The sequence below is a fragment of the Hydrogenophaga sp. T2 genome (assembly GCF_049843535.1).
GTDB lineage: Bacteria > Pseudomonadota > Gammaproteobacteria > Burkholderiales > Burkholderiaceae_C > Hydrogenophaga > Hydrogenophaga crocea.
Genome location: NZ_JBBHZJ010000002.1, coordinates 102698 through 127582, shown reverse-complemented (window position 1 = coordinate 127582; position 24885 = coordinate 102698). Strand labels below are relative to the sequence as shown.

Genomic DNA, 24885 nt, shown 5'->3' with positions numbered 1-24885 from the left:
TTGAACGAAGAGCCGGCGTTCGGGGATGCCGACCTCAGCAACTGCGAGCGCGAGCTGATCCACCTTGCGGGGTGCATACAGCCGCATGGGGTGCTGCTCACGCTGCACGGCCCGGCGCTGCGCATCGTGCAGGCCAGCGGCAACACCGCTGCCTTGCTGGGCCGCCCGTTCGACGCCCTGCTGGGCCAGCCGCTGGCAGCGCTCGACGCCGGGCTGGCCGACGCGGTGAACACCGCCTTCCCCGAGCCGCTGCCCGAACCCGCGACGCTGCCGCAGGCCTGCGCGCTCGCGGTGAACGGCCGCGAGTTGCCCTTCCTGGCCACCGTGCACGACCGCCAGGGCTGCCGCGTGCTCGAACTCGAGCCGCGCCCGATCGCCGGCGGCGCGGACGCGGTCATCGAATGCGCCGAGCTGCCGCCCGATCTGCTCATGCAGCACCTGGGCGAGTCGGTGGCGCGCCTGAGTGCGGCCACCAGCGTGGGCACGCTCTGCGACGCCGTGGTGCGGCGCCTGCGCGACCTCACCGGCTACGACCGCGTCATGGTCTACCGCTTCGACCCCGATGGCCACGGCAAGGTGGTGGCCGAGGCGCGCGACCCGCGGCTCGAATCGCTCATGGGCCACCACTACCCGGCCAGCGACATCCCGCAGCGCGCGCGCGACCTGTACCTGCTCAACCGCGTGCGCGTGCTGGTCGACGTGAACGCGACCGCGGCCGACCTCGTGCCGCGCGCCGTGCCCGAGCTCGGCGGCGAGCTCGACATGTCGCACTGCCGGCTGCGCAGCATGTCGCCGCTGCACCTGCAGTACCTGCGCAACATGGGCGTCACGGCCACGCTGGTGGTGTCGCTGGTGCGCGATGGCGGGCTCTGGGGCCTGGTGGCCTGCCACCATTACCAGCCGCGCCGCCTGAGCGCGCCGCTGTGGGCCGCCATCGAACTGCTCGGCGAGCTCGTGGCCACGCGCATCACCGCGATCGAAAGCTACGCGCACGCCCAGGTGGCGATCCAGGTGCGCCGGCTCGAGCAGCGCCTGATCGAGGCCACTTCGAGCGAAGGCGACTGGCGCATGGCGCTGTTTCGCAACCCCGCGGCGCTGCTGCAGCCGGTGGATGCCGACGGCGCCGCGCTGTACTGCGACGGCGAAATGCTCACGGCGGGCGAGGTGCCTTCCACCCCCGAGCTGCGCCGCCTGCTGCAGTGGGTGCAGGACCGCGTGGCCCACGGCGGCTGCGACGACGGCCTGTTCAGCTGCACCTCGGTCGCGCGCGCCGCGCCCGAGCTCGCGAGCCTCACGCCGCACGCGGCCGGGGTGCTCGCGGTGCCGCTGTCGGCCTCGCCCGGCGACCTGCTGGTGTGGCTGCGCAAGGAGCAGCTGCAAAGCATCACCTGGGCTGGCGACCCGCACAAGCCCGTGGTGGGCAACGACCCGCTCACGCTGTCGCCGCGGCGCTCGTTTGCGGCCTGGTCCGAGATCGTGCGCGACACCGCGCGCCCCTGGTCCGAGGGTGAGAAGGCGCTCGCGCGCGCCTTCGGCCGTTCGCTGGCCGACATCATCGTGCAGGTGAACTGCGTGCGGCTGCTGATCGCCGAGCAGCAGCTGCGCCAGACGCGCGGCCGCGTGGCCGAGGTGAGCAAGGCCCTGCTGCTGCTCGACGACCGCCTGCAGGTGCTGTTTGCCAGCCCCAGCCTGTTCGAGATGGCCGGCCATGCGCCGCTGCCTGCGCGCCACCTGCACGAGCTCGCGCCCGTGCTCGGCGACGTCCCGCAGCTGCTGGCCCACCTGCAGCGCCTGGCCGTTGAGCGCCGCGCGCACAGCCAGGCCTGGCGGCTCGGTGCCGGGTCTGGCCCGGGTGTCGAGGTCTCGCTGCGCATCGAGGTGGTGCCGGGGCGCGATGGCGGCGTGCTCGGCCACTTCCTGGTGTTCGACGACCTCGGCGACGCGCGCCGCGCCAGCGACGCGCGCGAACGCCTCAATGCCCTGCTCGAGCGCAGCCTGCAGCGCCCGGGCGATGCGGCGCCCACGCCCGAGGGCGGTGGCGTGCCCGACCCCCTGCTGGGCGCCATGCTCGCAAGCGCGCACATGGCGGCCATGGACGTGGCCGACGCGGGCTCGCTCGCCATCGTGGGCCGCCTGCTCGAAGAGGTCGACGCCTCGACGCGGCGCGCCACCCAGCTCTACGACCGCCTGCGCCGCCTGGGCTGAATCAGGCCGGCGCGCCGAGCGCGTCGAACAGCCGCAGGTGCTGCTCGAAGGCCCACAGCGCTTCGTCCACCGCGGCATCGGCCTCGGCGCCCTCGGCCGGCAGCGCGGCCAGTGCGGTGCGCAGGCGCTGCGCCAGCGCGTCGCGCTGCTCGGCGCTGCCGAAGTCGTAGAAGCTCAAGCCCGCGGCGGGCGTGGCCGACCCGTGGCCCGCGAAGGCGCGCGCCAGCACGCGCTGCAGGATCTGCCCGCCGCTCAGGTCGCCGAGGTGGCGCACGTAGACGTGGGCCAGCAGCCGCGCGTGCGGCTGTGGCGATGCGCCGTCGATGGCGGCGAGGCGCTCGACGTAGGCGGCCGTGGCCGGCAGCGGCGCTGCCGGGCCCAGGCCGAAGGCCGTGAGGTCGGCGCGCAGGGCCTGCCGCCGCGCCAGCGCCGGCGACCAGGCGCCAGCCAGCCAGGGGTGCTGGCCGCGCGCGGCCACGCGCGGCTCCAGGGCTTCGTACACGAGCAGCAGTTGCTGCAGCAGCCGGCCATAGAGCGCCCGGCCCGCGCGCCCGGCGATCAGCGCCTGCATCAGGGGCGTGCGCTCGGCCTCGCGGTGGGCGCCGGCCGTTTGCGTGCGCAGCCGCTGGGCGAGCGAGCCGGCCGCCGGCTCACTCGCCGCCATCGGCGAGCCCGAAGCGGCGCAGCTTGACGTACAGGCTCTGGCGCGAGAGCCCCAGCATTTCCGCCGCCGAGGCCCGGTTGTCGTTGGTGAGCGCCAGCGCGGCCTCGATGCACAGCTGCTCGATCAGGTCGGTGGTTTCGCGCACGATCTCGCGCAACGGCACGCGGCCCACGAGCTCGGTCATCTGGTCGGCCGAGCGCGGCAGCTCGCGGCCGCCGGCCACGGGCTCGGCGGCCAGGCGGCGGCCGATGTCGCGGATGGCGAAGCCCATGGCGGGCAGCTCGCCGCCCGCGGCCGCGGCCGAAATCTCGACGTCGATGCCCGCGCCGTACTCGGTGCGCAGCCGCGTGGCGTACAGGCGCACCTCGCCGCGCTGGCGCAGGTTGGACATGAGCACGTTGAGGTCGAGCCCGCCGCGCTCGAACCAGCGTTCGAGCGACTGGCCCGTGACGCGTTCTTCGGTGGGCAGTTGCACCAGATCGAGGAAGGCGCGGTTGGCGGCCTGCACCAGGCCGTCGGGGCCCGTGACCACGAAGGCGTCGGGCGAGAGCTCGGCCAGTTGCGCCAGGCGTTCGCGGCGCGGGTCTTCGGTGGGCGCACCGGCGCCGTTGAACAGCACGCGCAGCACGAGCTGGCCGCTGGCGCCCTGGCGGATCAGGTGGCCCTGCAGATCGACCGGCTTGCTGCGGCCCACCAGGCGCACGCGCCGCGCCTCCGACTTGCCCGTGGCCTGCAGCTGCGCGAGCAGCGCCTGCAGGGCCGTGCGGCTGGCGGCTTCCACGCCGTCGGCCAGGCGCCAGCTGCTGCGTTGCAGGGCCTCGCCGAACAGCTGGTGGGCCGCGGTGTTGGCGTCCTGCAGCTTGAGCGAATCGGCGTCGAGGATCAGCAGCGCGTCGCTCGCGGTCTGGAACAGCAGGCGGTGGCGGTTCTCCACCTGGCGCAGTTGCCAGTAGTCGCGTTCCATCGAGGCCTGCGCGCTCACCAGGCGCTGCTGCACCGCGGCCGGGCCGCGCAGGTCGCGGCAGAACACCACGGCGGGGCGGCCCTTGCGGTTGCCGCGCGCGGGCAGGGGCACGATCACGCAATCGAGCGGCAGATCGGTTTCGCCGCTCTGGGGGTGGTTGATCTGGCGTGGCTTGGCGTCGGTCTGGCCGTCGAGCGCGAGGCGCAGCAGGTCGTCGACCTTGGGCTGGCTTTCGACCGTGACGGTGTCGCGCCAGGCCTGACCGACCCAGGCCGTGACCAGGGCCTCGGGCAGACCGGACTGGCCGAGCGCGGCGTCGCGCACCACGCCTTTTTCATCGAGCAGCAGCACCAGGTCGCTGGCCGCGCCGAGCAGTTCGGCCACGGTGCGGGCGTCGAGATCCGACAGAAAGGCCTGAGGCTTGGAGAAGCGCTTGGCGCTTTTCGCCGGGAGCCCCTTGGACATTCGGGTCTTTCGAGACAGGTAGTCGGATTCCGGTGCGTTCACCCGCGGCAGTTTAACGTGGCAATTGCTGGAGAAAGCGCAGCGCGAGCGCTGGTGCCTGCGCGGCGTCCGCGAGCGCGAGGTCGGCGCCCAGCGCGCCGTGCAGCGTGGGCCGGGCGTGGAAGGCCGCGCCGCCCACGAGGATGCCGATGCGCGGGTTGCGCGAGGCACTGCGCACCTGCGCGATGGTGCGCTGCAGGGCCTCGGCGTGCACCTCGGCCGCGAGCGAGAAGCCCACCAGGTCGTACCAGTGCCGGCCCACCGAGCGCACCGGGTCGCTGCCGGCTTCGGTGGGGCCGCCGTGCACGTCCCAGCCCGCGTGGCGGAAGAACTCGGCCACCATGAGCAGGCCCAGCGAATGCTGCTCGCGCGGTGCCGGCGCGAGCAGCACGCGGCGGCCATCGCCCACGGGCTGCAGCGCAAGGTCGCGCGAGAGGCTGTGGTCGCGCAGCAGGTGCTGCAGCCGGCCCGCGCCCAGCGTCACGTCGGTGAAGCTGCACTCGTCCACCTCCCACCACTCACCGAGCAGGCGCGCGGCGGGTGTGACCAGGTCGAGGTAGAGCGATTCGATCGACAGGCCGCGGCGGCGCTGGACCTCGATGTGCTCGAAGGCGGGGGCGGGGTCGGGTGCGAGCAGCAGGCGGGCGAAGGCCGTGATCGCAGGCTCGGAGAGGGCTTCGGCGGGCGGGGCGGACGGGTGCGGGCGGTGTGCCTCGATCAGCCGCGGAATGATGCTGCGGTTGAGCGTCTGGCTCAGCACGCTCGCATGGCCTTGGCCGATCGCCACAGGCGCGGCGTGTGCAGGTTCGGGGGTGCTCAACATGATCATTGGTTGTGTCCTCTCGCCGCGAAAGCGCATCGCTGAGGCACGAACCTTTGACCAGGGCCAAAGGAGGGCGCGTTCAGTGCGGGCCAGTCGTCCCACCGGTGCCCACCGGCCACCGGTTTGTCTCCCCGGGCACCAACCGTGCTTCTACGCTCCTCGGCGTCTGCCGTCAAAGCCGGGCGATGAGCGCGATGGTCCCGTGGGTGACATGTTAGGTGTCAATCTGAGATGACGTCAATATCAGTTGACACTTTGGGGCGTCACGGCTAGATTGGGTCGCATGCACCCGAACGTGGCCTTCACCCCCCTGCCGGCGCTCTACACCCCGGAGCAGCGCGCGCGGCGCGACGCCACGCGCTGGACCCTGGTGCAGGGCGTGCTCGCGCCCCTGCAGTTCCTGGTGTTCGCGGTCAGCCTCGGGCTGGTGCTGCGCTTTCTCGCCACCGGCGAGGGCCTGGCCTGGGCGCATGCCTCGGTGGTGCTCAAGACCCTGGTGCTCTACACCATCATGGTCACGGGCTGCCTCTGGGAGAAGGTGGTCTTCGGCCGCTACCTGTTCGCGCCGGCCTTCTTCTGGGAGGACGTGTTCAGCATGCTGGTGCTGGCGCTGCACACGCTCTACCTGGTGCTGCTGTGGCAGGGCGCCACGGCGCCGCACACGCTCATGGGTGTGGCGCTGGCGGCCTATGCGGCCTATGTGGTGAACGCCACGCAGTTCCTGCTCAAGCTGCGCGCCGCGCGGCTGCAGGAAGTGCGCCACGCCGCGCCCGCCACCGCGAACCGGGAGGCGCCATGGACGCGCGCGTGATCCCGATCCGCGAGGCCGCGGCCTGCGACGCCCCGCCCGCCGTGATCCAGGAGCGCGGCCAGCGCGAGGTGTTCTGCGGCCTGACCGCCATCATCTGGATGCACCGCCGCATCCAGGACGCCTTCTTCCTCGTGGTGGGCTCGCGCACCTGCGCGCACCTGATCCAGTCGGCCGCGGGCGTGATGATCTTTGCCGAACCGCGTTTCGGCACGGCCATCATCGACGACCGCGACCTTGCGGGCCTGGCCGACGCCAACGACGAGATCGACCGCGTGGTCAACCGCCTGCTCGAGCGCCGGCCCGACATCCGGCTGCTGTTCCTGGTCGGCTCCTGCCCGTCGGAAGTCATCAAGCTCGACCTCTCGCGCGCCGCGCAGCGCCTCAACACGCGCCATGCGCCCGCGGTGCGCGTGGTGGACTTCAGCGGCAGCGGCATCGAGACCACCTTCACCCAGGGCGAAGACAGCTGCCTCGCGGCCCTGGCCCCGCAGCTGCCCGCGCTGCCGCCCTCCGCGCCGGCCGAACTGCTGGTGGTCGGCACGCTGGCCGACGTGGTCGAGGACCAGTTCCGCCGCCTGTTCGAGGCCATGGGCACGGGCCCGGTGCGCTTCTTCCCGCCGCGGCGCGCGCGCGAGATGCCCGCCATCGGCCCCAACACGCGCATGCTGCTCGCGCAGCCCTTTCTCGCCGACACCGCGCGCGCGCTCGAAGCGCGCGGCGTGCAGCGCCTGCCCGCGCCGTTCCCGCTCGGCGTCGAAGGCACGGCCGACTGGCTGCGTGCCGGCGCGCGCGCCTGCGGCGTGGCCGACGAGCGCATCGAGGCCGTGCTGCAGCCGGCGCGCGAACGCGCGCAGCGCGCGCTCGCCGCGCTGCGCCCCACGCTCGAAGGCCGCAGCGTGTTCTTCTTCCCCGACTCGCAGCTCGAACTGCCGCTGGCGCGCTTCCTGTCGCGCGAAATGGGCATGGACCTGATCGAGGTCGGCACGCCCTACCTGCACCGCGCGCACCTGGCGGCCGAGCTCGAACGCCTGCCCGCGCACACGCGCATCGTCGAAGGCCAGGACGTGGAGCGCCAGCTCGACCGCTGCCTGGCCGCGCGGCCCGACCTCACCGTCTGCGGCCTCGGCCTGGCCAACCCGCTCGAGGCCCGCGGCCTGAGCACCAAGTGGTCGATCGAGCTCGTCTTCTCCCCCATCCAGGGCTTCGAACAGGCGGCCGATCTCGCCGGCCTGTTCGTGCGCCCGCTCGAGCGCGCGCGCCGGCTCGCGGCCTGACCATGCAGCTCACGCTCTGGACCTACGAAGGACCGCCGCACGTCGGTGCGATGCGCGTGGCCACGGCGCTGCGCGACGTGCACTACGTGCTGCACGCGCCGCAGGGCGACACCTACGCCGACCTGCTGTTCACCATGATCGAGCGGCGCGAGCAGCGCCCGCCCGTGACCTACACCACCTTCCAGGCGCGCGACCTCGGCGGCGACACCGCCGCGCTGTTCCAGACCGCCGCGCGCGAGGCGGTGCGCCGCTTCGCGCCCAAGGCCCTGCTGGTGGGCGCTTCGTGCACCGCCGAGCTGATCCAGGACGACCCGGGCGGGCTCGCGCAGGCCATGGGCCTGCCCGTGCCCGTGATCCCGCTCGAACTGCCCTCGTACCAGCGCAAGGAGAACTGGGGCGCGGCCGAAACCTTCTACCGCGTGGTGCGCGCCCTCGCGCGCCCGCTCACACCGGCCGAGCGCAGCCCCGGCCCGCGCTGCAACATCCTCGGCCCGTGTGCGCTGGGCTTTCGCCACCGCGACGATCTGGTCGAGGTGCGCCGCCTCATCGAGGCGCTGGGCATCACCGTCAACCTCGTGGCGCCCGAGCGGGCCGGCGTGGACGATCTCGCGCGCATCGCCGACGCCGACTTCAACGTGGTGCTCTACCCCGAGATCGCGGGCACCGCGGCGGCCTGGCTGCAGCGCAGCTTCGGCCAGCCGGCCACGCGCACCGTGCCCATCGGCCATGGCGCGACGCTCGACTTCATCGATGAACTGGCCACGCTGGCCGGTGTGGACGCCACCGCGGTGCGCGCCGAGACCACCTCGCGCGCGCGCTGGTACGCGCGCTCGGTCGACGCCAACTACCTGCACCGCAAGCGCGTGTTCATCTTCGGCGACGCCACCCACGCGGTGGCCGCCGCGCGCGTGGCCGCGCAGGAAATGGGCTTCGAGGTCGCCGGCATCGGCACCTACAGCCGCGAGTTCGCGCGGGAGGTGCGTGCGGCGGCCGAGGCGCACGGCTGCGAGGCCCTGATCACCGACGACTACCTCGAGGTCGAGGCGCGCATCGCCGCGCTGCAGCCCGACCTGGTGCTGGGCACGCAGATGGAGCGCCACATCGCCAAGCGCCTGCGCGTGCCCTGCGCCGTGATCTCGGCGCCCGTGCACGTGCAGGACTTTCCGGCCCGCTACGCGCCGCAGATGGGCATGGAAGGCGCGAACGTGCTGTTCGACACCTGGGTGCACCCGCTGATGATGGGCCTGGAGGAGCACCTGATCGGCATGTTCCGCGAGGACCACGAGTTCCACCCCGACGCCGCGCCGTCGCACCTGGGCGGTGGCGCCAGCCCGGCGCCCGAAGCGCTCGCGCCCGAGGCCGTGGCGCCGCTGGCCGTGGCCGCCGAAGCCGCCAACACCCCGCACTGGGGCGCCGAGGCCGAGCGCGAGCTGCGCAAGGTGCCGTTCTTCGTGCGGCCCAAGGCGCGGCGCAACACCGAGCTGTACGCGCGCGAGCGCGGCATCGCGACGATCACGCTGGAGACGCTCTACGATGCCAAAGCGCACTTCGCCCGCTGAGCCGTCCGTGCCCGCCCCGCGCGTGGTGCTGGTCACCATGGACAGCCACCTCGCGCACGCGGCCCTGCGCGCCGACGCCGAGCTGCAACGGCGCGTGCCCGGCCTGCGCCTGGGCGTGCACACCACCTCGGTGTTCGGCAACGACCCGCAGGCCCTGCAGGCCTGCCTCGACGACATCGCGCGCGCCGACATCGTGGTGGTCACCATGCTGTTCATGGAAGACCATTTCCTGCCGGTGCTGCCCGCGCTGCGTGCGCGCCGCGACCGGTGCGACGCCATGGTCTGCCTGATGTCGGCCGGCGAGGTGATGCGGCTCACGCGCATGGGGCGCTTTCGCATGGACGCGCCCGTGAGCGGCCCGATGGCGCTGCTGAAAAAGCTGCGCGGCCGCGACCGCGAGGGCGACGCCGCCGCAGCCGATCCCGCCACCCAGGCCAGCCAGCGCAGCGCCGCGGGCGCGCGCCAGATGAAGATGCTGCAGCACCTGCCGCGCCTGCTGCGTTTCATCCCCGGCACCGCGCAGGACGTGCGCGCCTATTTCCTGAGCATGCAGTACTGGCTCGCGGGCTCGCAGGAGAACATCGTGCAGCTCGTGCTGCACCTGGTCGACCGCTACGCCGACGGCGCGGGCCGCCACCTGCGCGGCACGCTCTCGCCGGCCCTGCCGCGCAGCTATCCCGAGGTCGGCCTGTACCACCCGCGCCTGGCCGACGGCCTCACCGAGCGCGTGCAGGACCTGCCGCCCGTGGCGCGCACCGGCCAGCGCGGCACCGTGGGCCTGCTGCTCATGCGCTCGTACCTGCTCGCGGGCAATACGCGCCACTACGACGGCGTGATCACCGCGCTCGAAGCGCGCGGCTTGCGCGTGCTGCCGGCCTTCGCCTCGGGCCTGGACAACCGGCCCGCGATCGAACGCTTCTTCATGCACGAAGGCCGGCCCGCGATCGACGCGCTGGTCTCGCTCACCGGCTTCTCGCTCGTGGGCGGCCCGGCCTACAACGACGCGCGCGGCGCCGAAGACACGCTGGCCCGGCTCGACGTGCCCTACCTCTCGGTCAACGCGCTCGAGTTCCAGACCCTGGAGCAGTGGGGCGATTCCGAGCGCGGCCTGATGCCGGTGGAGTCGACCATGATGGTCGCCATCCCCGAGCTCGACGGCGCCACCGGCTCCATGGTCTACGGCGGGCGCAGCGCGGGCGATGCCGCACAGCCCGCCGCGGGCATCCACGACATGCAGGTGGACGTGGAGCGCGCCGACACGCTGGCCGCGCGCGTGCAGCGCCTGGTCGATCTGCGGCGCAGCCGCCGCGCCGAGCGCAAGGTCGGCGTGGTGATCTTCAACTTCCCGCCCAACGCGGGCAACACCGGCACCGCGGCCTTCCTCGGCGTGTTCGAGTCGCTGCACAACACCCTGGCCGCGATGCAGCGCGAGGGCTACACCGTGGAGCTGCCCGCCGACGTGGACGCGCTGCGCCGCGCGCTGCTCGAGGGCAACGCGGCCGCGCACGGCACGCCAGTGAATGTGTTCCACCACATCCCGGCCGACGAGCACGTTCGCCGCGAGCGCCACCTGGCCGAGATCGAGGCCCACTGGGGCCCGGCGCCTGGCCGCCACCAGGCCGACGGCCGCGGCCTGTTCGTCTATGGCCAGCGCTTCGGCAACGTGTTCGTGGGCGTGCAGCCCGCCTTCGGCCACGAGGGCGACCCGATGCGCCTGCTGTTCGAGCGCGGCTTCGCGCCCACGCACGCCTTCAGCGCCTTCTACCGCTGGCTGCGCGAAGACTTCGGCGCCGACGTGCTGCTGCACTTCGGCACCCACGGCGCGCTCGAATTCATGCCCGGCAAGCAGAGCGGCCTGAGCGCGCGCTGCTGGCCCGACCGCCTGATCGGCGACGTGCCCAACGTCTACCTGTACGCGGCCAACAACCCCTCGGAAGGCACGCTGGCCAAGCGCCGCGCCGCCGCCACGCTGGTGAGCCACCTCACGCCGCCGGTGTCGCAGGCCGGTCTCTACAAGGGCCTGGTCGATCTGAAAGAGGTGGTCGAGCGCCACCGCCGCACCGAGCCCGAGGCGCAGGCCGAGCGCGCCGAGCTCGCCACCATGGCGCAGGCGCAGGCCGCGCTGCTCGACCTGTGCGAGGCCGAGCCGCCCTGGGGCGCGCAGGCCGACGCGCGCATGGGCGCGCTCACCGCGCAGGTGCTCGAACTCGAATACACGCTGATCCCGCACGGCCTGCACGTGGTGGGGCGCGTGCCCACGCCCGCGCAGTTGATCGAACTGCTGCAGGCGAGCGCCGAGGCCTCCCACGGCCTGCGCCTGGACGCCGTGCGCCTGCAGGCCGTGCTGGCCGGCGGCGCGGCCGCCGACGCCGGGCTGCCCGAGGGCCTGGGCGACACGCTGCGCACGCTGCACCGCCAGCTCGGCGAAGACACCGAGATCGACGGCCTGCTGCGCGCGCTCGACGGCCGCTTCGTGCGGCCCGCACCCGGTGGCGACCTGCTGCGCACGCCCGCGGTGCTGCCCACCGGCCGCAACCTGCACGGCTTCGACCCTTTCCGCCTGCCCAGCGCCTACGCCATGCGCGACGGCGCGCGCCAGGCCGAACGCCTGCTCGAGCGCCACCGCGCCGACGGCCACGGCCTGCCGGCCTCGATCGCCATGGTGCTCTGGGGCACGGACAACCTCAAAAGCGAGGGCGGCCCGATCGCCCAGGCGCTCGCCCTCATGGGCGCGCGGCCGCGCTTCGACGGCTACGGCCGCCTCGCGGGCGCCGAGCTGGTGCCGCTGGCCGAGCTCGGCCGCGCGCGCGTGGACGTGGCGATCTCGCTCTCGGGCATCTTCCGCGACCTGCTGCCGCTGCAGGTGCGCCTGCTCGCCGAGGCCGCCTGGCTCGCCGCCAGCGCCGACGAGCCGCTCGATCTCAACCCCATCCGCCGCCACGCGCTCGCCCACCAGGCCGCGCACGGTGGCGACCTGGAAACCGCGGCCCTGCGCGTGTTCGGCAACGCCGAGGGCGCCTACGGCGCGCACGTGAGCAGCCTGGTCGACAGCAGCCGCTGGGACGGCACCGACGAACTCGCCGAGACCTTCACCCGCCGCAAGGGCTTCGCCTACGGTCGCAATGGCCGGCCCCAGGCGCAGCCGCAACTGCTGCAGGGCGTGCTCTCGCGCGTCGAGCTGGCCTACCAGAACCTCGATTCGGTCGAACTCGGCGTGACCACGGTCGACACCTATTTCGACACCCTGGGCGGCGTGAGCCGCGCGGTGCAGCGCGCGCGCGGCGCCCATGCGCCGGTGGCGCCGGTCTACATCGGCGACCAGACCTGTGCCAGCGACGGCGGCGGCAGCGTGCGCTCGCTCGGCGAGCAGGTGGCGCTGGAGACGCGCACCCGCATGCTCAACCCGCGCTGGTACGAAGACATGCTGGCCCACGGCCACGAAGGCGTGCGCCAGCTCGAAGTGCACATGACCAACACCATGGGCTGGTCGGCCACCACGGGGCAGGTGCAGCCCTGGGTCTACGAACAGCTCAGCCGCACCTTTGTGCTCGACCCCGAGATGCGCGAGCGGCTCGCGTCGCTCAACCCGCACTCGTCCGCGCGCATCGCCCACCGCCTCATCGAGGCGGTGGACCGGCACTTCTGGCAACCCGACGGGGCCATGCTGGACGCGCTGCAGCGCGCGGGCGAGGAACTTGAAGACCGCATCGAAGGCGTTTACGAAGGAGCCAGGGCGTGATGACCACCACCTCGATACCGATCACCGATTTGCGGCGATCCCGCGGCGCGCCTGCGCCACACGAAGACGGCGAGGGCAGCGTGCAGGTCGCGCTCGACCCCGCGGTGCGCATCGGCACCGCCAAGGTCTTTGCCATCTACGGCAAGGGCGGCATCGGCAAGAGCACGACCTCGAGCAACCTCTCGGCCGCGTTCTCGCACCTGGGCAAGCGCGTGCTGCAGATCGGCTGCGACCCCAAGCACGACAGCACCTTCACGCTCACCAAGAAGATGCTGCCCACGGTGATCGACGCGCTCGAAGCGGTCGACTTCCACCCCGAGGAGCTGCGCGTCGACGACTTCGTGTTCCCCGGCTACAACGGCGTGATGTGCGTGGAGGCCGGCGGCCCGCCCGCAGGCACCGGCTGCGGCGGTTACGTGGTGGGCCAGACGGTGAAGCTGCTCAAGGAGCACCACCTGCTCGACGACACCGACGTGGTGATCTTCGACGTGCTCGGCGACGTGGTGTGCGGCGGCTTCGCCGCGCCGCTGCAGCACGCCGACCGCGCGCTCATCGTCACCGCCAACGACTTCGATTCGATCTTCGCGATGAACCGCATCGTGCAGGCCATCGGCGCGAAGGCGAAGAACTACGGCGTGCGCCTGGGCGGTGTGATCGCCAACCGCAGCCAGGCCACCGACCAGATCGACCGCTACACCTCGCGCACCGGCCTGCGCCTGGCCGCGCGGTTTCCCGATCTCGACGCCATCCGCCGCAGCCGGCTCAAGAAGGCCACGCTGTTCGAGATGGAGGACTCGCCCGAGGTGAAGGCGGTGCAGGACGAGTACCTGCGCCTGGCCGAGGCCCTGTGGCGCGGCAGCGACCCGCTGCCCGCGGTGCCCATGAAGGACCGCGACATCTTCGACCTGCTGGGCTACGACTGAAGGAACGGCCATGGACAGCCCCACCTACCAGCAAAGCCGCGGGCGCATCGGCCACTACTTCGACCGCACCGCGGTGCAGGCCTGGGCCCAGCTCACCTCGGACGCGCCGGTGAGCCGGGTGCGCGCCACCGTGCGCGCGGGCCGTGACCGCATGCGCGAGACCCTGCTGTCGTGGCTGCCCGCGCGGCTCGACGGCCTGCGCCTGCTCGACGCCGGCTGCGGCACCGGCGCGCTCGCGCTGGCCGCCGCGCGGCGCGGCGCCGACGTGGTCGGCGTGGACCTGTCGCCCAACCTGGTGCGGCTCGCGCAGGAGCGCGTGGCCGACGACCCGGGTGTGGCCGCGGCCGGCGGCCGGCTGCAGTGGCTCAGCGGCGACATGCTCGACGACGCACTCGGCGCCTTCGACTACGTGGTGGCCATGGACTCGCTGATCCACTACGAGGCGCGCGACGCGGTGCAGGCGCTCGCGCGGCTGGCGCCGCGCACGCGCCGCGCCATCCTCTGCACCCACGCGCCGTCCACGCCGGCGCTGCGCGCCATGCACGCCATCGGCCAGTGGTTCCCGCGCGGCGACCGCTCGCCCGCCATCGTGCCGGTGCGCCACGAAGCGCTGCAGGCGCTCGCGCAGGCCGAGCCGGTGCTGGCCGGCTGGCGCAGCGCACGCAGCCAGCGCATCGACAGCGGCTTTTACCGCTCGCAGGCCACGGAGTGGCGCGCCCCATGAACACGCCCGCCGCCCGGCCCCCGAAGCGCCCGCCCTGGTGGCTGCGCCTGGGCACGCGCTGGCTGCCGTTCGCCGACGCCGCCAGCGCCGACCTGCCCATGGGCCGGCTGCTGCGGCTGTCGCTGTTCCAGATCACGGTCGGCATGGCCATGGCCCTGCTCAACGGCACGCTCAACCGCGTGATGATCGTGGAGCTCGGTGTGCCCGCCTGGCTGGTGGCGGTGATGGTGGGCCTGCCGCTGGTGTTCGCGCCGCTGCGTGCGCTCATGGGCTTTCGCTCGGACCACCACCGCTCGGCCCTGGGCTGGCGTCGCGTGCCCTACATCTGGATGGGCAGCCTGCTGCAGTTCGGCGGCCTGGCCATCATGCCCTTCGCGCTGCTGGTGCTCTCGGGCCAGGGCCAGCTCGCGGGCTCGCAGCTCTACGGCCAGATCGGCGCCGCGCTGGCCTTCCTGCTGGTGGGCGCGGGCCTGCACCTCACGCAGACCGCGGGCCTGGCGCTCGCCACCGACCTCGCGCCCCCGGCCTCGCGCCCGCGCGTGGTGGCGCTGCTCTACGTGATGCTGCTGCTCGGCATGGGCCTGAGCTCGCTGGCCTTCGGCGCGCTGCTGGCCGACTACGGCCACATCAAGCTCATCCAGGTGATCCAGGCCGCGGCGCTGCTCACGCTGGTGCTCAACGTGGTGGCGCTGTGGAAGCAGGAGGCGCGCCGCCCGCAGGCCACGCGCGCCGCGCCCGGTGAACGCCGGCCGCGCCTGCGCGAGGCCTGGCTGCGGCTGCTCTCGGGCGGGCGCGCGAGCCGCCTGCTGGTGGCCACCGCGCTCGGCACCGCGGGCTTCAGCATGCAGGACGTGCTGCTCGAGCCCTATGGCGGCCAGGTGCTGGGCCTGTCGGTGGGCGCCACCTCGCTGCTCACCGCGGTCATGGCCGCGGGCGCGCTCTGCGCCTTCGGCTGGGCCTCGCGCTGGCTGCGCCGCGGCGGCAACGAACACCGCATCGCCTCCTTCGGCTGCCTGTTCGGCGTGGCCGGCCTGAGCGCGGTGATCTTCGCCGAGCCGCTGCACACCACGCTGCTGTTCGCCGCCGGCACCTTCGCCATCGGCCTGGGCGGCGGCCTGTTCTCGGTGGCCACGCTGGTGGCCGCCATGGGCCTGCAATCGCGCGAGCACAACGGCCTCGCGCTCGGCGTGTGGGGCGCGGTGCAGGCCACCGCGGCCGGCCTGGCCGTGGCCGGCGGTGGCGCGCTGCGCGACACCGTGTCCGCGCTCGCGCAGCAGGGCCTGCTCGGCAGCGCGCTCAGCACGCCCGCCGTGGGCTACAGCTTCGTCTATCACCTCGAGATTGCCTTGCTGTTCGCCACGCTGGTGGCGGTGGGGCCGCTGGTTCGCCGCGGCCCCGCACCCGCCCCCGACGCGCGCGAACCGCTTGGCCTTGCCGAACTGCCCGGCTGACTTCACCCAGGAGACCCTCATGGAAACAGGCGCCATCACCGGCTACATCGACGTGGCCCAGCTCGTGCTCTACGCGTTCTGGGCTTTCTTCGCGGGCCTCATCTACTACCTGCACCGCGAGAACAAGCGCGAGGGATACCCGCTCGAATCGGACCGATCGGCCCATGTGATGGTGCAGGGCTGGCCGCCCATGCCCGAGCCCAAGACCTTCAGGCTGCAGAACGGCAGCACGCGCACCGTGCCCGACCGCCGGCCCTCGCCGCAGACCCTGCAGGCCGAGCCCGTGGGCCCCTGGCCGGGCGCGCCGCTGCAGCCCACGGCCGCGAACCTGCTGCTGGCCGGCGTGGGCCCGGGCGCCTGGGCCGACCGCGCCGACGAGCCCGACCTCATGGTCGACGGCACGCTGCGCATCGTGCCGCTGCGCGCCGATGCGGCCTTCGGCGTCTCGGGCCACGACCCCGACCCGCGCGGCATGCCGGTGCAGGGCGCCGACGGCGCGGTGGGCGGGCATGTGGTGGACCTGTGGGTCGACCGCGCCGAGATGCTGTTCCGCTACCTCGAGCTCGAGCTGCCCGACGCGCGCCGCGTGCTGCTGCCGATCAACTTCACGCGCATCGGCAACGACCGCGTGCGCGTGAAGTCCATCCTGGGCGAGCAGTTCATGGACGTGCCCGGCACCGCCAAACCCGATGCGGTCACCCTGCTCGAAGAGGAGCGCATCGTTGCCTACTACGGCGCCGGCACGCTCTACGCCACGCCCGAGCGCATGGGGCCGCTGCTGTGAGCCACCGCCACACCCCGCCGGGCCAGCACGAACACGAGTTCGAGGCCGCGCACGGCCTGCCCGAGGCGCTGCCCGCGGGCGAGCGGCTGCTGTGGCAGGGCGCACCCGACTGGCGTTCGCTGGCCTGGCACGTGTTCCACGTGCGCGAGGTGCTGGTGTACTTCGCGCTGCTGCTGGGCTGGCGCGCGCTCGACGTCGGCCTGGCCGGCGGCGGCCCGGGGCAGGCCCTGATCGCGCTGCTCTGGCTCACGCCGCTGGCCGCGCTCGCGCTGGGCCTGCTGGGCGTGCTGGCCTGGCTCAGCGCGCGCACGGCGGTCTACACCGTCACCACACGCCGCACCGTGATGCGCGTGGGCATCGTGCTCAGCGTCACCTTCAACCTGCCGCACCGCCAGGTCGACGGCGTGGCCCTGCGGCCGCGCGCGAACGGCCACGGCGACCTCGCGCTGCAGCTCGCGCCGGGCGAGCGCATCGGCTGGCTGCACCTGTGGCCGCATGCGCGGCCCTGGTGCGTGCGCCGGCCCGAGCCCGCGCTGCGCTGCATCCCCGACGCCGCGCGCGTGGGCGCGCTGCTGTCGCAGGCGCTGGCCGAACGCCCGCTCGCGCCGCTGGCGGCCGCGCCGGCCGCGGTGGCGCGGCCCGCCGCCCGACCCGACACCGCCCTGGCCTGAGCGAGCCGCCATGTCCGCCCGACCCGCCGCCCCGCCCGCGATCGCGGCCCCGCGCCTGGCGGCCTGGCCGCTGCTCGCGCTGGGTGCTCTGCTGCTGCTCACGGTGGCCGCGGTGGCGGTGTCGCGCTGGAGCGAGCGCGCGCCCGCGCCCCCCGCGGCGCGCGATGCCGCGGCGCCGACCGTGCTCGCCTACACCTTCCACGACCGCGCCGACGGCGCCATCGACGTGCGCCGCGTGCCCGACGCCGCGCTCGTGCACACCGTGCCCGCGCAGAGCAACGGCTTCCTGCGCGGCACGCTGCGCGGCATGGCGCGCGAGCGCAAGCGCCGCGGCATCGGCCCCGAGCGGGCGGTGCACCTGGTGGCGCACGCCGACGGCCGACTCTGGCTCGACGACCCGGCCACCGGCTGGCGCGCCGACCTCAAGGCCTTCGGGCCCACCAACGCCGCGGCCTTCGCGCCGCTGCTGCCCCCGCAATGAGCGACGAGGAGAACCGCATGGACGCCGACACCCGCACCCCCAACGAAGCCACGCGCAGCGCGCTGCAGAACACGGTGCTCACGCCGCGCTTCTACACCACCGATTTCGAGGCCCTCGAACGGCTGGACATGACGCCCGTGCGCGCCGAGTGGGACGCGATGATGGACGAGTTCCGCGCCGACTCGAACACCGACCACTTCCAGCGTCCCGCGGACATGGCGGGCAACCACGTGCCGCTCGACCCCGAGCTGCACAAGGAATTCCTCGACTTCCTCATCAGCTCGTGCACCTCGGAGTTCTCGGGCTGCCTGCTCTACGCCGAGATCCGCCGCCGCGTGGCCAACCGCGACATCAAGGAGCTGATGGCGCTGATGGCGCGCGACGAAAGCCGCCACGCGGGCTTCATCAACCAGTGGCTCAAGGACTTCGGCATCGGCGTCGACCTGGCCCACCTGGCCAAGGCCAAGAAGGCGACCTTCTTCAAGCCCAAGTACATCTTCTACGCCACCTACCTGTCCGAGAAGATCGGCTACGCGCGCTACATCACCATCTACCGCCAGATCGAGCGCCACCCCGAGCTGTGCTTCCACCCGATCTTTCGCTGGTTCGAGCGCTGGTGCAACGACGAATTCCGCCACGGCGAGGCCTTCGCGCTGATCATGCGCGCCCAGCCCGGCCTGCTCGGCGGCCTCAACAAGGGCTGGATCCGCTTCTTCCTGCTCGCGGTGTTCGCCACCATGTACGTGCGCGACCACACGCGGCCCGCGCTGCACCAGGCGCTCGGCCTCGACCCCACCGCCTACGACCACCAGGTGTTCCGCATCACCTCCGAGATCACGCGCCAGGTGTTCCCGCTGATGCTCGACATCGACCACCCCGCGTTCCGCGCCGGCATGGAGCGGCTGCGCCGCCTGGGCGCGCGCGCCGAGGCCGCGCGCGAGCGCGGCGGCCTGGCCGGTGCGCTGGTGCGCGCCGGCTGCGGCGTGGCCGCGGCCGCGGTGTTCGCGCGCCTGTATCTGCTGCCCACGGTGCCCAACACCCTGCCGCAGCAGATGCGCGTGTCGCCCACCTGGTGAGCGCGCGCGCCGCGCCGGAGCCCTGCCATGACCCAGCACGTCTACCCCGTGCTCTACGTGCTGCTGCTGTGGTGGTTCAGCACCGGGCTGATCCTCTACCTCAACGGCCTGCCGCGCTGGACCTTCAAGTGGACGCTGATCGGCGCGAGCTTCTTCCTGTTCCTGGGCTTCGTCTGCCTCTACGCCTCGCGCGACGACCTGCGCATCACCGGCGCCTACCTCGGCTTCACCGGCGCGCTGCTGGTCTGGGCCTGGCAGGAGGTGGCCTTCGTGCTCGGCGCGGTCACGGGCTCGCGGCGCCAGCCGCTGCCCGCGGGCGCGCGGGGCTGGCGCCGCGTGGTGCTGGCCTGGCGCACCGTGTGGCACCACGAGCTCGCCCTGCTGCTGCTGGGCGCGGGCGTGCTGCTGCTCACCTGGGGCGCGCCCAACCCCAGCGGCTGGTGGACCTACGGCGTGCTCTACGTGATGCGCCAGAGCGCCAAGATCAACCTGTTCCTCGGGGTGCGCAACCTCGCCGAGTCGTTCCTGCCGCCGCACCTGGCCTACCTGCAGAGCTATTTCCGCCGCGGCGGCAATCGCTTCATGCACGGCTCCCTGCTGCTCGGCGGCCTGGGCGCGGTGGCGCTGTGGTGGCAGGCCCTGCACCCGGGAACCGGGCCCTTCGAGGCCAGCTCATACACCTTTGCGGCCATGCTGCTCACGCTCGCGGTGCTCGAACACGTCTTCATGGTGCTGCCCATCCCGTCCGACGGCCTGTGGGCCTGGGGCCTGCGCTCGCGCACCGGCGGCGACGAATCCGGTTGACAAGCTGAATTGACAGTTCAGAATCGTCCAATCGAACTGACACTAGGTGAACCGCATGGCCAACGCCTATCCCTTCTCGGCCATCGTCGCGCAGGACGAAATGAAGCTGGCGATCCTGATCACCGTGATCGACCCCAGCCTGGGCGGTCTGCTGGTGCTCGGCGACCGCGGCACCGGCAAGTCCACCGCGGTGCGCGCGCTCGCCGCGCTGCTGCCGCCCATGAAGGCGCTCAGCGGCTGCCGCTACGCCTGCGACCCCGACGACCCGCGCCACCAGTGCGATGAATGCAGCGCGCGCCGCGCCAGCGGCCGCCCGCGCGTGGCGCGCGTGGCCGTGCCGGTGGTCGACCTGCCGCTGGGTGCGACCGAAGACCGCGTGGTCGGCGCGCTCGACCTCGAGCGCGCGCTCGCGCAGGGCGTCAAGGCCTTCGAGCCCGGGCTGCTGGCGCGCGCCCACCGCGGCTTCCTCTACATCGACGAGGTGAACCTGCTCGACGACCACCTGGTCGACCTGCTGATCGACGTGGCCGCCTCGGGCGAGAACGTGGTGGAGCGCGAAGGCCTCTCGGTGCGCCACCCCGCGCGCTTCGTGCTGGTGGGCAGCGGCAACCCCGAAGAGGGCGAGCTGCGCCCCCAGCTGCTCGACCGCTTCGGCCTCGCGGTCGAGGTCACCACGCCCACCGATCTCGACACGCGCGTGGAGGTGGTGAAGCGCCGCGATGCCTTCGAGCGCGACCCGCAGGCCTTCCACGACCACTGGCGGCGCGAAGACGAGGCGCTGCGCCGGCGCATCCAGCGCGGCCGCGAGCGGCTGGCCGGCGTGGACGTGCCCGACGCGGTGCGCCAGAGCGCCTCGCGCCTGTGCATGGCGCTCGGCGCCGACGGCCTGCGCGGCGACCTCACGCTGATCCGCGCCGCGCGCGCGCTGGCCGCGCTCGAAGGCGACGCCGCGGTGGCCTGCCAACACCTGCGCCGCATGGCGCCCGCGGCCCTGCGCCACCGGCTGCGCCGCAACCCGCTGGACGACTCGGGCTCCACCGCGCGCGTGCAGCGCGCCGTGGACGAACAACTGGCGGTGGCCTGAGGTGAACGCCGCGGCCGATGCGGCCACCGCCGCCGCGCTGATGGCGGTGGACCCGCTGGGCCTGGGCGGCGTGTGGCTGCGCGCCGCGGCCGGCCCCGATCGCGACGACTGGCTCGCCCAGCTGCGCGGCGGGCTGCCCGCGGGCCGCGCCTGGCGCCGCGTGCCGCTGCACATCCGCGACGCCGAACTGCTCGGCGGCCTCGACCTCACGGCCTCGTTGCGCGAGGGCCGCGCGATCGCGCGCGACGGCCTGCTGCTGGCGGCGCACGGCGGGGTGCTGCTGCTGCCCTCGGTGCAGCGCCAGGCCCCGCACGTGCTCGCGCACCTGCACCGCGTGCTCGACACCGGCGAGCTGCCGCTCGAACGCGAAGGCCATTCGGGCGCGCGCTCGCTGTCGTTGGCCGTGGTGGCGCTCGACGACCGCACCGAAGACGAAGACCCGCACGCAGGCGCGTGCGCGCCCGGCCTCGCCGAACGGCTCGCGCTGCACATCGAACTCGGCGCCGCCGGCCTGCCCGCCGGCACGCCCTGGCCACCCGAGACCGTGGCCGCGGCGCGCGAGCGCCTGCCCACGGTGGCCGTGCCCGAGGCGCTGCTGCGCGAACTCTGCGCGAGCGCGCAGGCGCTGGGCGTGGCCTCGCTGCGCGCGCCGCTGCAGGCGCTGCGCGTGGCGCGCGCGGCCGCCGCGCTCGACGGGGCCGCGGTGGTGCACACGCGCCACGCCGCGCTCGCCCTCGCCTGGGTGCTGCTGCCGCGCGCCACGCAATGGCCCGCGCCCGAGGCCGAGACCGCGCCCGAAGCCGAGACCAAGACCGAAGCGGCGCAGGCGCCATCGCCCGAGCCCCACGCGCCCGAAGCCGGCGCGCGAGAGCCCGCGAACGCTTCGCCCCACGACAGCCCCGAGCTCGCAGCCGACGATCCCACCGATCCCACCGCCCCCGCTCCGGCCGAGGCCCTGCTCGACGCCGCGCGCGCCAGCCTGCCCCCGGGCCTGCTCGCCGCGCTCGCGCAGCGCCTGGCCCCCGCGCCCGGCCGCGGCGGCGCGCGCAGCGCCACGGGCCGGGGCGGCCCCGCGCAGCGCCTGTCGGCGCGCGGCCGGCCGCTGGGCGCGCGGCGCGGCCGGCCCGACGGCCAGCAGCGCCTGAGCCTGATCGACACGCTGCGCGCGGCCGCGCCCTGGCAGGCGCTGCGCCGCCGCGAGGCGCCAGCGGCGGCCGCCGGTCCGCGCGTGCACGTGCGCCCCGACGACCTGCACGTGACCCGCCGCCGCCAGACGCCGCAGGCCACCACGCTGTTCGTGGTCGATGCCTCGGGCTCGTCGGCCCTGCACCGGCTGGCCGAGGCCAAGGGCGCGGTCGAGCTGCTGCTGGCCGACTGTTATGTGCGGCGCGACCGCGTGGCCCTGCTCGCGTTCCGCGGCACCGGGGCCGAGCTGCTGCTGCCGCCCACGCGCTCGCTCGCGCGCGCCAAGCGCAGCCTCGCGGGCCTGCCCGGCGGCGGCGGCACACCGCTGGCCACCGCACTCGCGCAGGCCGGCGAGCTGCTGGGCGCGCTGCAGCGCCGCGGTGAAACGCCGCAGCTCGTGCTGCTCACCGACGGCCGCGCCAACATCGCCGCCGACGGTTCGCCGGGCCGCGAGCGGGCGGGCAGCGACGCCCTGTGCGCCGCGCGCCGCCTGCGCGGCTGCGGCGCGGCGGCGCTGCTCATCGACACCTCGCCCATGCCGCACCCACACGCGCGCGGCGTGGCCGATGCCATGGGCGCGCACTACCTGCCACTGCCGCACGCGGGCGCGGGCGAGCTCTCGCGCGCGGTGCGCCGGGCGCGCCCGGCCGCCGCGGCCCTGGCCTGAGCACGGCCATGGGCGAGGCCGCACTCGACTGGGCGCGCGACGGGGCGGCCTGGCCGCACCGCGCGCACAGCCGCTTCGTCGACGCGGCCGGCCTGCGCTGGCACGTGCAGCACTGGCCCGCGCCAGCGCACAGCGGCGCGCCCTGCGTGGTGCTGCTGCACGGCACCGGCGCGTCCGCCCATTCGTGGCGCGCCCTGGCGCCGCGGCTCGCGCCCCGGGCCGAGGTGGTCGCGCTCGACCTGCCGGGCCACGGCTTCACCAGCGCGCCCGCACCCGAGCGCCGCGCCGCGGTGTTCACGCTGCCCAGCATGGCGCGCGCGGTGGCCGCGCTGCTGGCCACGCTGGGCCAGCGGCCGGCGCTGATCGTGGGCCATTCGGCGGGCGCGGCGCTGGCGCTGCAGATGGCGCTCGACACCTCGGTGCGGCCGCGTGCGGTGCTGGGCCTGAACGCGGCGCTGCTGCCCATGGGCGGGCCGCTGTGGCCGGTGATGGCCTCGTCGGCGCGCTGGATCGCGGGCCGCGAATGGATCACGCGCGGCCTGGCGCGGCGCGCGCAGCAACCGGCGCTGGTGCGGCAACTGATCGAGGGCACAGGCTCGCGGCTCGATGCCGAGGGCCAGGCGCTGTACGCGCGGCTGGTGCGCTCGCCCGCGCACGTGGCCAGCACGCTGGCCATGATGGCCCACTGGGAGCTGCCGCCGCTGCTGGCGCGCCTGCCGGCGCTGCGCACGCCGCTGCAGCTGCTGGTGGGCGAGGGCGACCGCACCGTGCCGCCCTGGCAGTCGCGCCACCTGTGGCACCGGCTGCCGCTGGGCGTGCGCCTGCCACTGATCGCGCTGCCCGGGCTCGGCCACCTCGCGCACGAGGAAGACCCCGGGGCCGTGGTGGCCGCGGTGGACGCGCTGCTGCACGAGCCCGCGCGCGCGGGCTCGCTGCGCTGGCCCGCCACAGGCCGCTGAGTGCACGGCCCGTTGAAATCAAGGCCCGCTGAAATCAAGACCCGCTGAGCGCAGGGCCCGCTGCGCTCAGGGCCGCTGGCGGTCGAGCACCAGCGCCACCGGGCCCGTGCCGGCCAGCACCTCGAGCGGTGCCGACACGAGGTCGCCCGGCTGCGGGCGCGCGTCGCCGCTGGGTGACAGCACGGCCTGCAGTTCGAGCCGCTGCCCGGGCTGCCAGCCGCCGCCCGGCGCCATCGCGTCGGCGGTGTCGAGCGAGAACGGCAGCGGCAGCGCGCCGGCCTCGTGCCGGCCCACCGCGAGCGGCACGCGCGGGCCCGCGCCCGCGGCGCGCAGCACCACGAACACGCGCGCCTGCGGGCCGGCGCGCTGCGCCTGCGCGAGCAGGTCGGGCGCGAGCCGCACCGAGCCGCTGACCGCGGTGGGCGCGCCCGCGGCGGCCGCGGTGGCGGGTGTCGCGCCCAGGCTGCGGTCGAGCTCGGCCGCGAAGGCGCTGTCGTCGGGCACCTGCGTGCGCGCGAGCGCCCAGAGCCGGCGTGCCTGCGCGGTGTCGCCGCGGTCGTGCGCCAGGCCGCCCGCGATCGCGAGCGCCTTGGGGTGGTCGGGCGCGAGCGCGAGCGCGCGCGACACCAGGCGCTCGGCCTCGCCATCGGCCGCGCCGTGTGCCACCAGGTACAGATCGGCGCGGTCGACCAGCCACTGCGGCATGTCGGGCCGCAGCGCGAGGGCGCGGCCGTAGGCGGCTTCGGCTTCGGCGAAGCGCTGCAGTTCGGCCTGCAGGCCGGCCAGCCAGACCCAGGCCTCGGGCGCGCCGGCCGCGGCCGCGCCCGCGGGCGTCTCGCCCTGCAGCGTGGCGCTGAGCTGCGCCACCAGCGCTTCGGTTTCGCGGCGCGCCTCGCGCTCGCCGTCGCCGGGCGCGCGTGCCACGGCCTGCGGGTCGCCCGTGATCGTGTACACCAGCACGGCCACCAGCGGCACCGCCCACAGCGCTGAGGGCCGCGCAGCCGCGGCCACGCGCGCCTGCCACAGCGGCCACAGCAGCAGCGCCGTGAGCGCGGCCGCGCTCAGGCCCAGCACCAGCAGCGCAAGCGCAACCGGGGCGTTCATGCCTCACCCTCCGGCGCGCCCGCGCCGGCCGTGCGCAGCCGCCGCCACAGCCCCAGGCCGCCGAGCGCGAGCAGCGCGAACGGGCCCCACCAGAGCAGCCAGGTGCGCGCGTCCACCGGCGGGCGGTAGCGCACGAAGTCGCCGTAGCGCGCGGTCATGTAGTCCATCACCTCGCGCTCGCTGCGGCCCGCGGCGAGCTGCTGGTGGATCTGGGCGCGCAGATCGAGCGCGAGCGGCGCGGTCGAGCCGGCCACGGTTTCGTTCTGGCAGACCAGGCAGCGCAGCTCCTCGGCCACGGCCTGGGCGCGCGCCTCGATCGAGCCCGGGTCGGCCGCGGCCGCGAGGCCGGCGGCGCACAGCGCGGCCGCGGCGGTGGCGCGGCGCAGGGCGGGGAGCAGGGGGCGGGACAGGGTGGGGTGGTGTGTCATG

General features: G+C 74.3%; 21 protein-coding genes. 16 read left to right on the top strand and 5 right to left on the bottom strand.

All coding sequences use genetic code 11. The features are described 5' to 3' along the window. Entirely contained in the window at positions 1 to 2205 is a 2205-nt protein-coding gene (locus tag WDZ95_RS04175; protein WP_425776439.1) for a GAF domain-containing protein, read from the top strand. A 1-nt stretch (position 2206) separates the two neighbouring features. Here the strand turns inward: WDZ95_RS04175 and WDZ95_RS04170 are convergent, their stop codons facing one another. The 3 genes from WDZ95_RS04170 to WDZ95_RS04160 are packed head-to-tail and all read right to left on the bottom strand — an operon-like array spanning position 2207 to position 5166. Further along, positions 2207 to 2869: a biliverdin-producing heme oxygenase gene (locus WDZ95_RS04170; protein WP_166230755.1), complete on the bottom strand. Its 663-nt coding sequence runs from the start codon at positions 2867 to 2869 to the stop codon at positions 2207 to 2209. Beyond that, positions 2856 to 4298, bottom strand: coding sequence for a transcriptional regulator PpsR (gene ppsR, locus WDZ95_RS04165; RefSeq protein ID WP_425776436.1), 1443 nt, complete (start codon positions 4296 to 4298; stop codon positions 2856 to 2858). The genes WDZ95_RS04170 and ppsR overlap by 14 nt, the downstream gene beginning before the upstream one ends. Before the next feature lie 52 nt (positions 4299 to 4350). Continuing rightward, positions 4351 to 5166: a cobalamin B12-binding domain-containing protein gene (locus WDZ95_RS04160; RefSeq protein ID WP_425776434.1), complete on the bottom strand. Its 816-nt coding sequence runs from the start codon at positions 5164 to 5166 to the stop codon at positions 4351 to 4353. Between the two features lie 277 nt (positions 5167 to 5443). On the opposite strand from WDZ95_RS04160, the gene bchF reads away from it, so the two are divergent. Genes bchF through bchO form a run of 15 tightly spaced genes read left to right on the top strand, consistent with a single transcriptional unit; the run spans position 5444 to position 23352 of the window. Then, the gene (bchF, locus tag WDZ95_RS04155) at positions 5444 to 5971 is read left to right on the top strand and encodes a 2-vinyl bacteriochlorophyllide hydratase (protein ID WP_425776432.1); all 528 of its coding nucleotides are present in this window, start codon (positions 5444 to 5446) and stop codon (positions 5969 to 5971) included. Further along, positions 5956 to 7245, top strand: a complete 1290-nt coding sequence (locus WDZ95_RS04150; RefSeq protein ID WP_425776430.1) for a ferredoxin:protochlorophyllide reductase (ATP-dependent) subunit N — start codon at positions 5956 to 5958, stop codon at positions 7243 to 7245. Before bchF ends, WDZ95_RS04150 begins: the two co-directional genes overlap by 16 nt. A 2-nt stretch (positions 7246 to 7247) precedes the next feature. Further along, positions 7248 to 8804 carry a ferredoxin:protochlorophyllide reductase (ATP-dependent) subunit B gene (bchB, locus tag WDZ95_RS04145; protein ID WP_425776428.1) on the top strand — a complete coding sequence of 519 codons (1557 nt, stop codon included), beginning with the start codon at positions 7248 to 7250 and terminating at the stop codon, positions 8802 to 8804. 7 nt (positions 8805 to 8811) lie between these two features. Beyond that, positions 8812 to 12543, top strand: coding sequence for a magnesium chelatase subunit H (locus tag WDZ95_RS04140; protein WP_425776426.1), 3732 nt, complete (start codon positions 8812 to 8814; stop codon positions 12541 to 12543). After that, positions 12540 to 13466 carry a ferredoxin:protochlorophyllide reductase (ATP-dependent) iron-sulfur ATP-binding protein gene (gene bchL / locus WDZ95_RS04135; RefSeq protein WP_425776424.1) on the top strand — a complete coding sequence of 309 codons (927 nt, stop codon included), beginning with the start codon at positions 12540 to 12542 and terminating at the stop codon, positions 13464 to 13466. Before WDZ95_RS04140 ends, bchL begins: the two co-directional genes overlap by 4 nt. Positions 13467 to 13476: 10 nt before the next feature. Next, positions 13477 to 14190, top strand: coding sequence for a magnesium protoporphyrin IX methyltransferase (gene bchM, locus WDZ95_RS04130; RefSeq protein WP_425776422.1), 714 nt, complete (start codon positions 13477 to 13479; stop codon positions 14188 to 14190). After that, positions 14187 to 15641 (top strand): BCD family MFS transporter, encoded by a 1455-nt coding sequence (locus WDZ95_RS04125; protein ID WP_425776420.1) that lies wholly within the window; start codon positions 14187 to 14189, stop codon positions 15639 to 15641. Before bchM ends, WDZ95_RS04125 begins: the two co-directional genes overlap by 4 nt. A 19-nt stretch (positions 15642 to 15660) precedes the next feature. Further along, complete coding sequence (puhA, locus tag WDZ95_RS04120) at positions 15661 to 16425, top strand: photosynthetic reaction center subunit H (protein WP_425776418.1); 765 nt, start codon at positions 15661 to 15663, stop codon at positions 16423 to 16425. Beyond that, complete coding sequence (puhB, locus tag WDZ95_RS04115) at positions 16422 to 17096, top strand: photosynthetic complex putative assembly protein PuhB (protein ID WP_425776416.1); 675 nt, start codon at positions 16422 to 16424, stop codon at positions 17094 to 17096. Before puhA ends, puhB begins: the two co-directional genes overlap by 4 nt. 10 nt (positions 17097 to 17106) lie before the next feature. Beyond that, positions 17107 to 17577, top strand: coding sequence for a photosynthetic complex assembly protein PuhC (gene puhC / locus WDZ95_RS04110; RefSeq protein WP_425776414.1), 471 nt, complete (start codon positions 17107 to 17109; stop codon positions 17575 to 17577). 17 nt (positions 17578 to 17594) lie between these two features. Beyond that, positions 17595 to 18653, top strand: a complete 1059-nt coding sequence (gene acsF / locus WDZ95_RS04105; RefSeq protein ID WP_425776412.1) for a magnesium-protoporphyrin IX monomethyl ester (oxidative) cyclase — start codon at positions 17595 to 17597, stop codon at positions 18651 to 18653. 27 nt (positions 18654 to 18680) lie between these two features. Beyond that, positions 18681 to 19457, top strand: a complete 777-nt coding sequence (gene puhE, locus WDZ95_RS04100; RefSeq protein ID WP_425776410.1) for a putative photosynthetic complex assembly protein PuhE — start codon at positions 18681 to 18683, stop codon at positions 19455 to 19457. 55 nt (positions 19458 to 19512) lie between these two features. Continuing rightward, complete coding sequence (gene bchI / locus WDZ95_RS04095; protein ID WP_425776408.1) at positions 19513 to 20541, top strand: magnesium chelatase ATPase subunit I; 1029 nt, start codon at positions 19513 to 19515, stop codon at positions 20539 to 20541. 1 nt (position 20542) lies between these two features. Then, complete coding sequence (locus WDZ95_RS04090) at positions 20543 to 22393, top strand: magnesium chelatase subunit D (RefSeq protein ID WP_425776406.1); 1851 nt, start codon at positions 20543 to 20545, stop codon at positions 22391 to 22393. Between the two features lie 8 nt (positions 22394 to 22401). Next, positions 22402 to 23352 carry an alpha/beta fold hydrolase BchO gene (bchO, locus tag WDZ95_RS04085; RefSeq protein ID WP_425776404.1) on the top strand — a complete coding sequence of 317 codons (951 nt, stop codon included), beginning with the start codon at positions 22402 to 22404 and terminating at the stop codon, positions 23350 to 23352. A gap of 66 nt (positions 23353 to 23418) precedes the next feature. On the opposite strand, the gene WDZ95_RS04080 is transcribed toward bchO, so the two are convergent. After that, positions 23419 to 24456: a tetratricopeptide repeat protein gene (locus WDZ95_RS04080; protein ID WP_425776402.1), complete on the bottom strand. Its 1038-nt coding sequence runs from the start codon at positions 24454 to 24456 to the stop codon at positions 23419 to 23421. Then, positions 24453 to 24884 (bottom strand): cytochrome c-type biogenesis protein, encoded by a 432-nt coding sequence (locus WDZ95_RS04075; protein WP_425776400.1) that lies wholly within the window; start codon positions 24882 to 24884, stop codon positions 24453 to 24455. The genes WDZ95_RS04080 and WDZ95_RS04075 overlap by 4 nt, the downstream gene beginning before the upstream one ends. Position 24885 lies beyond the last annotated feature (1 nt).

What these genes read in the sequence shown, in the direction of transcription:
- WDZ95_RS04170 (WP_166230755.1), bottom strand. Translation starts at nt 2,869, where the DNA reads ATGGCGGCGAGTGAGCCGGCGGCCGGCTCGCTCGCCCAGCGGCTGCGC.
- ppsR (WP_425776436.1), bottom strand. Translation starts at nt 4,298, where the DNA reads ATGTCCAAGGGGCTCCCGGCGAAAAGCGCCAAGCGCTTCTCCAAGCCT.
- WDZ95_RS04160 (WP_425776434.1), bottom strand. Translation starts at nt 5,166, where the DNA reads ATGATCATGTTGAGCACCCCCGAACCTGCACACGCCGCGCCTGTGGCG.
- bchF (WP_425776432.1), top strand. Translation starts at nt 5,444, where the DNA reads ATGCACCCGAACGTGGCCTTCACCCCCCTGCCGGCGCTCTACACCCCG.
- WDZ95_RS04150 (WP_425776430.1), top strand. Translation starts at nt 5,956, where the DNA reads ATGGACGCGCGCGTGATCCCGATCCGCGAGGCCGCGGCCTGCGACGCC.
- bchB (WP_425776428.1), top strand. Translation starts at nt 7,248, where the DNA reads ATGCAGCTCACGCTCTGGACCTACGAAGGACCGCCGCACGTCGGTGCG.
- bchM (WP_425776422.1), top strand. Translation starts at nt 13,477, where the DNA reads ATGGACAGCCCCACCTACCAGCAAAGCCGCGGGCGCATCGGCCACTAC.
- WDZ95_RS04125 (WP_425776420.1), top strand. Translation starts at nt 14,187, where the DNA reads ATGAACACGCCCGCCGCCCGGCCCCCGAAGCGCCCGCCCTGGTGGCTG.
- puhA (WP_425776418.1), top strand. Translation starts at nt 15,661, where the DNA reads ATGGAAACAGGCGCCATCACCGGCTACATCGACGTGGCCCAGCTCGTG.
- puhC (WP_425776414.1), top strand. Translation starts at nt 17,107, where the DNA reads ATGTCCGCCCGACCCGCCGCCCCGCCCGCGATCGCGGCCCCGCGCCTG.
- acsF (WP_425776412.1), top strand. Translation starts at nt 17,595, where the DNA reads ATGGACGCCGACACCCGCACCCCCAACGAAGCCACGCGCAGCGCGCTG.
- puhE (WP_425776410.1), top strand. Translation starts at nt 18,681, where the DNA reads ATGACCCAGCACGTCTACCCCGTGCTCTACGTGCTGCTGCTGTGGTGG.
- bchI (WP_425776408.1), top strand. Translation starts at nt 19,513, where the DNA reads ATGGCCAACGCCTATCCCTTCTCGGCCATCGTCGCGCAGGACGAAATG.
- bchO (WP_425776404.1), top strand. Translation starts at nt 22,402, where the DNA reads ATGGGCGAGGCCGCACTCGACTGGGCGCGCGACGGGGCGGCCTGGCCG.
- WDZ95_RS04080 (WP_425776402.1), bottom strand. Translation starts at nt 24,456, where the DNA reads ATGAACGCCCCGGTTGCGCTTGCGCTGCTGGTGCTGGGCCTGAGCGCG.
- WDZ95_RS04075 (WP_425776400.1), bottom strand. Translation starts at nt 24,884, where the DNA reads ATGACACACCACCCCACCCTGTCCCGCCCCCTGCTCCCCGCCCTGCGC.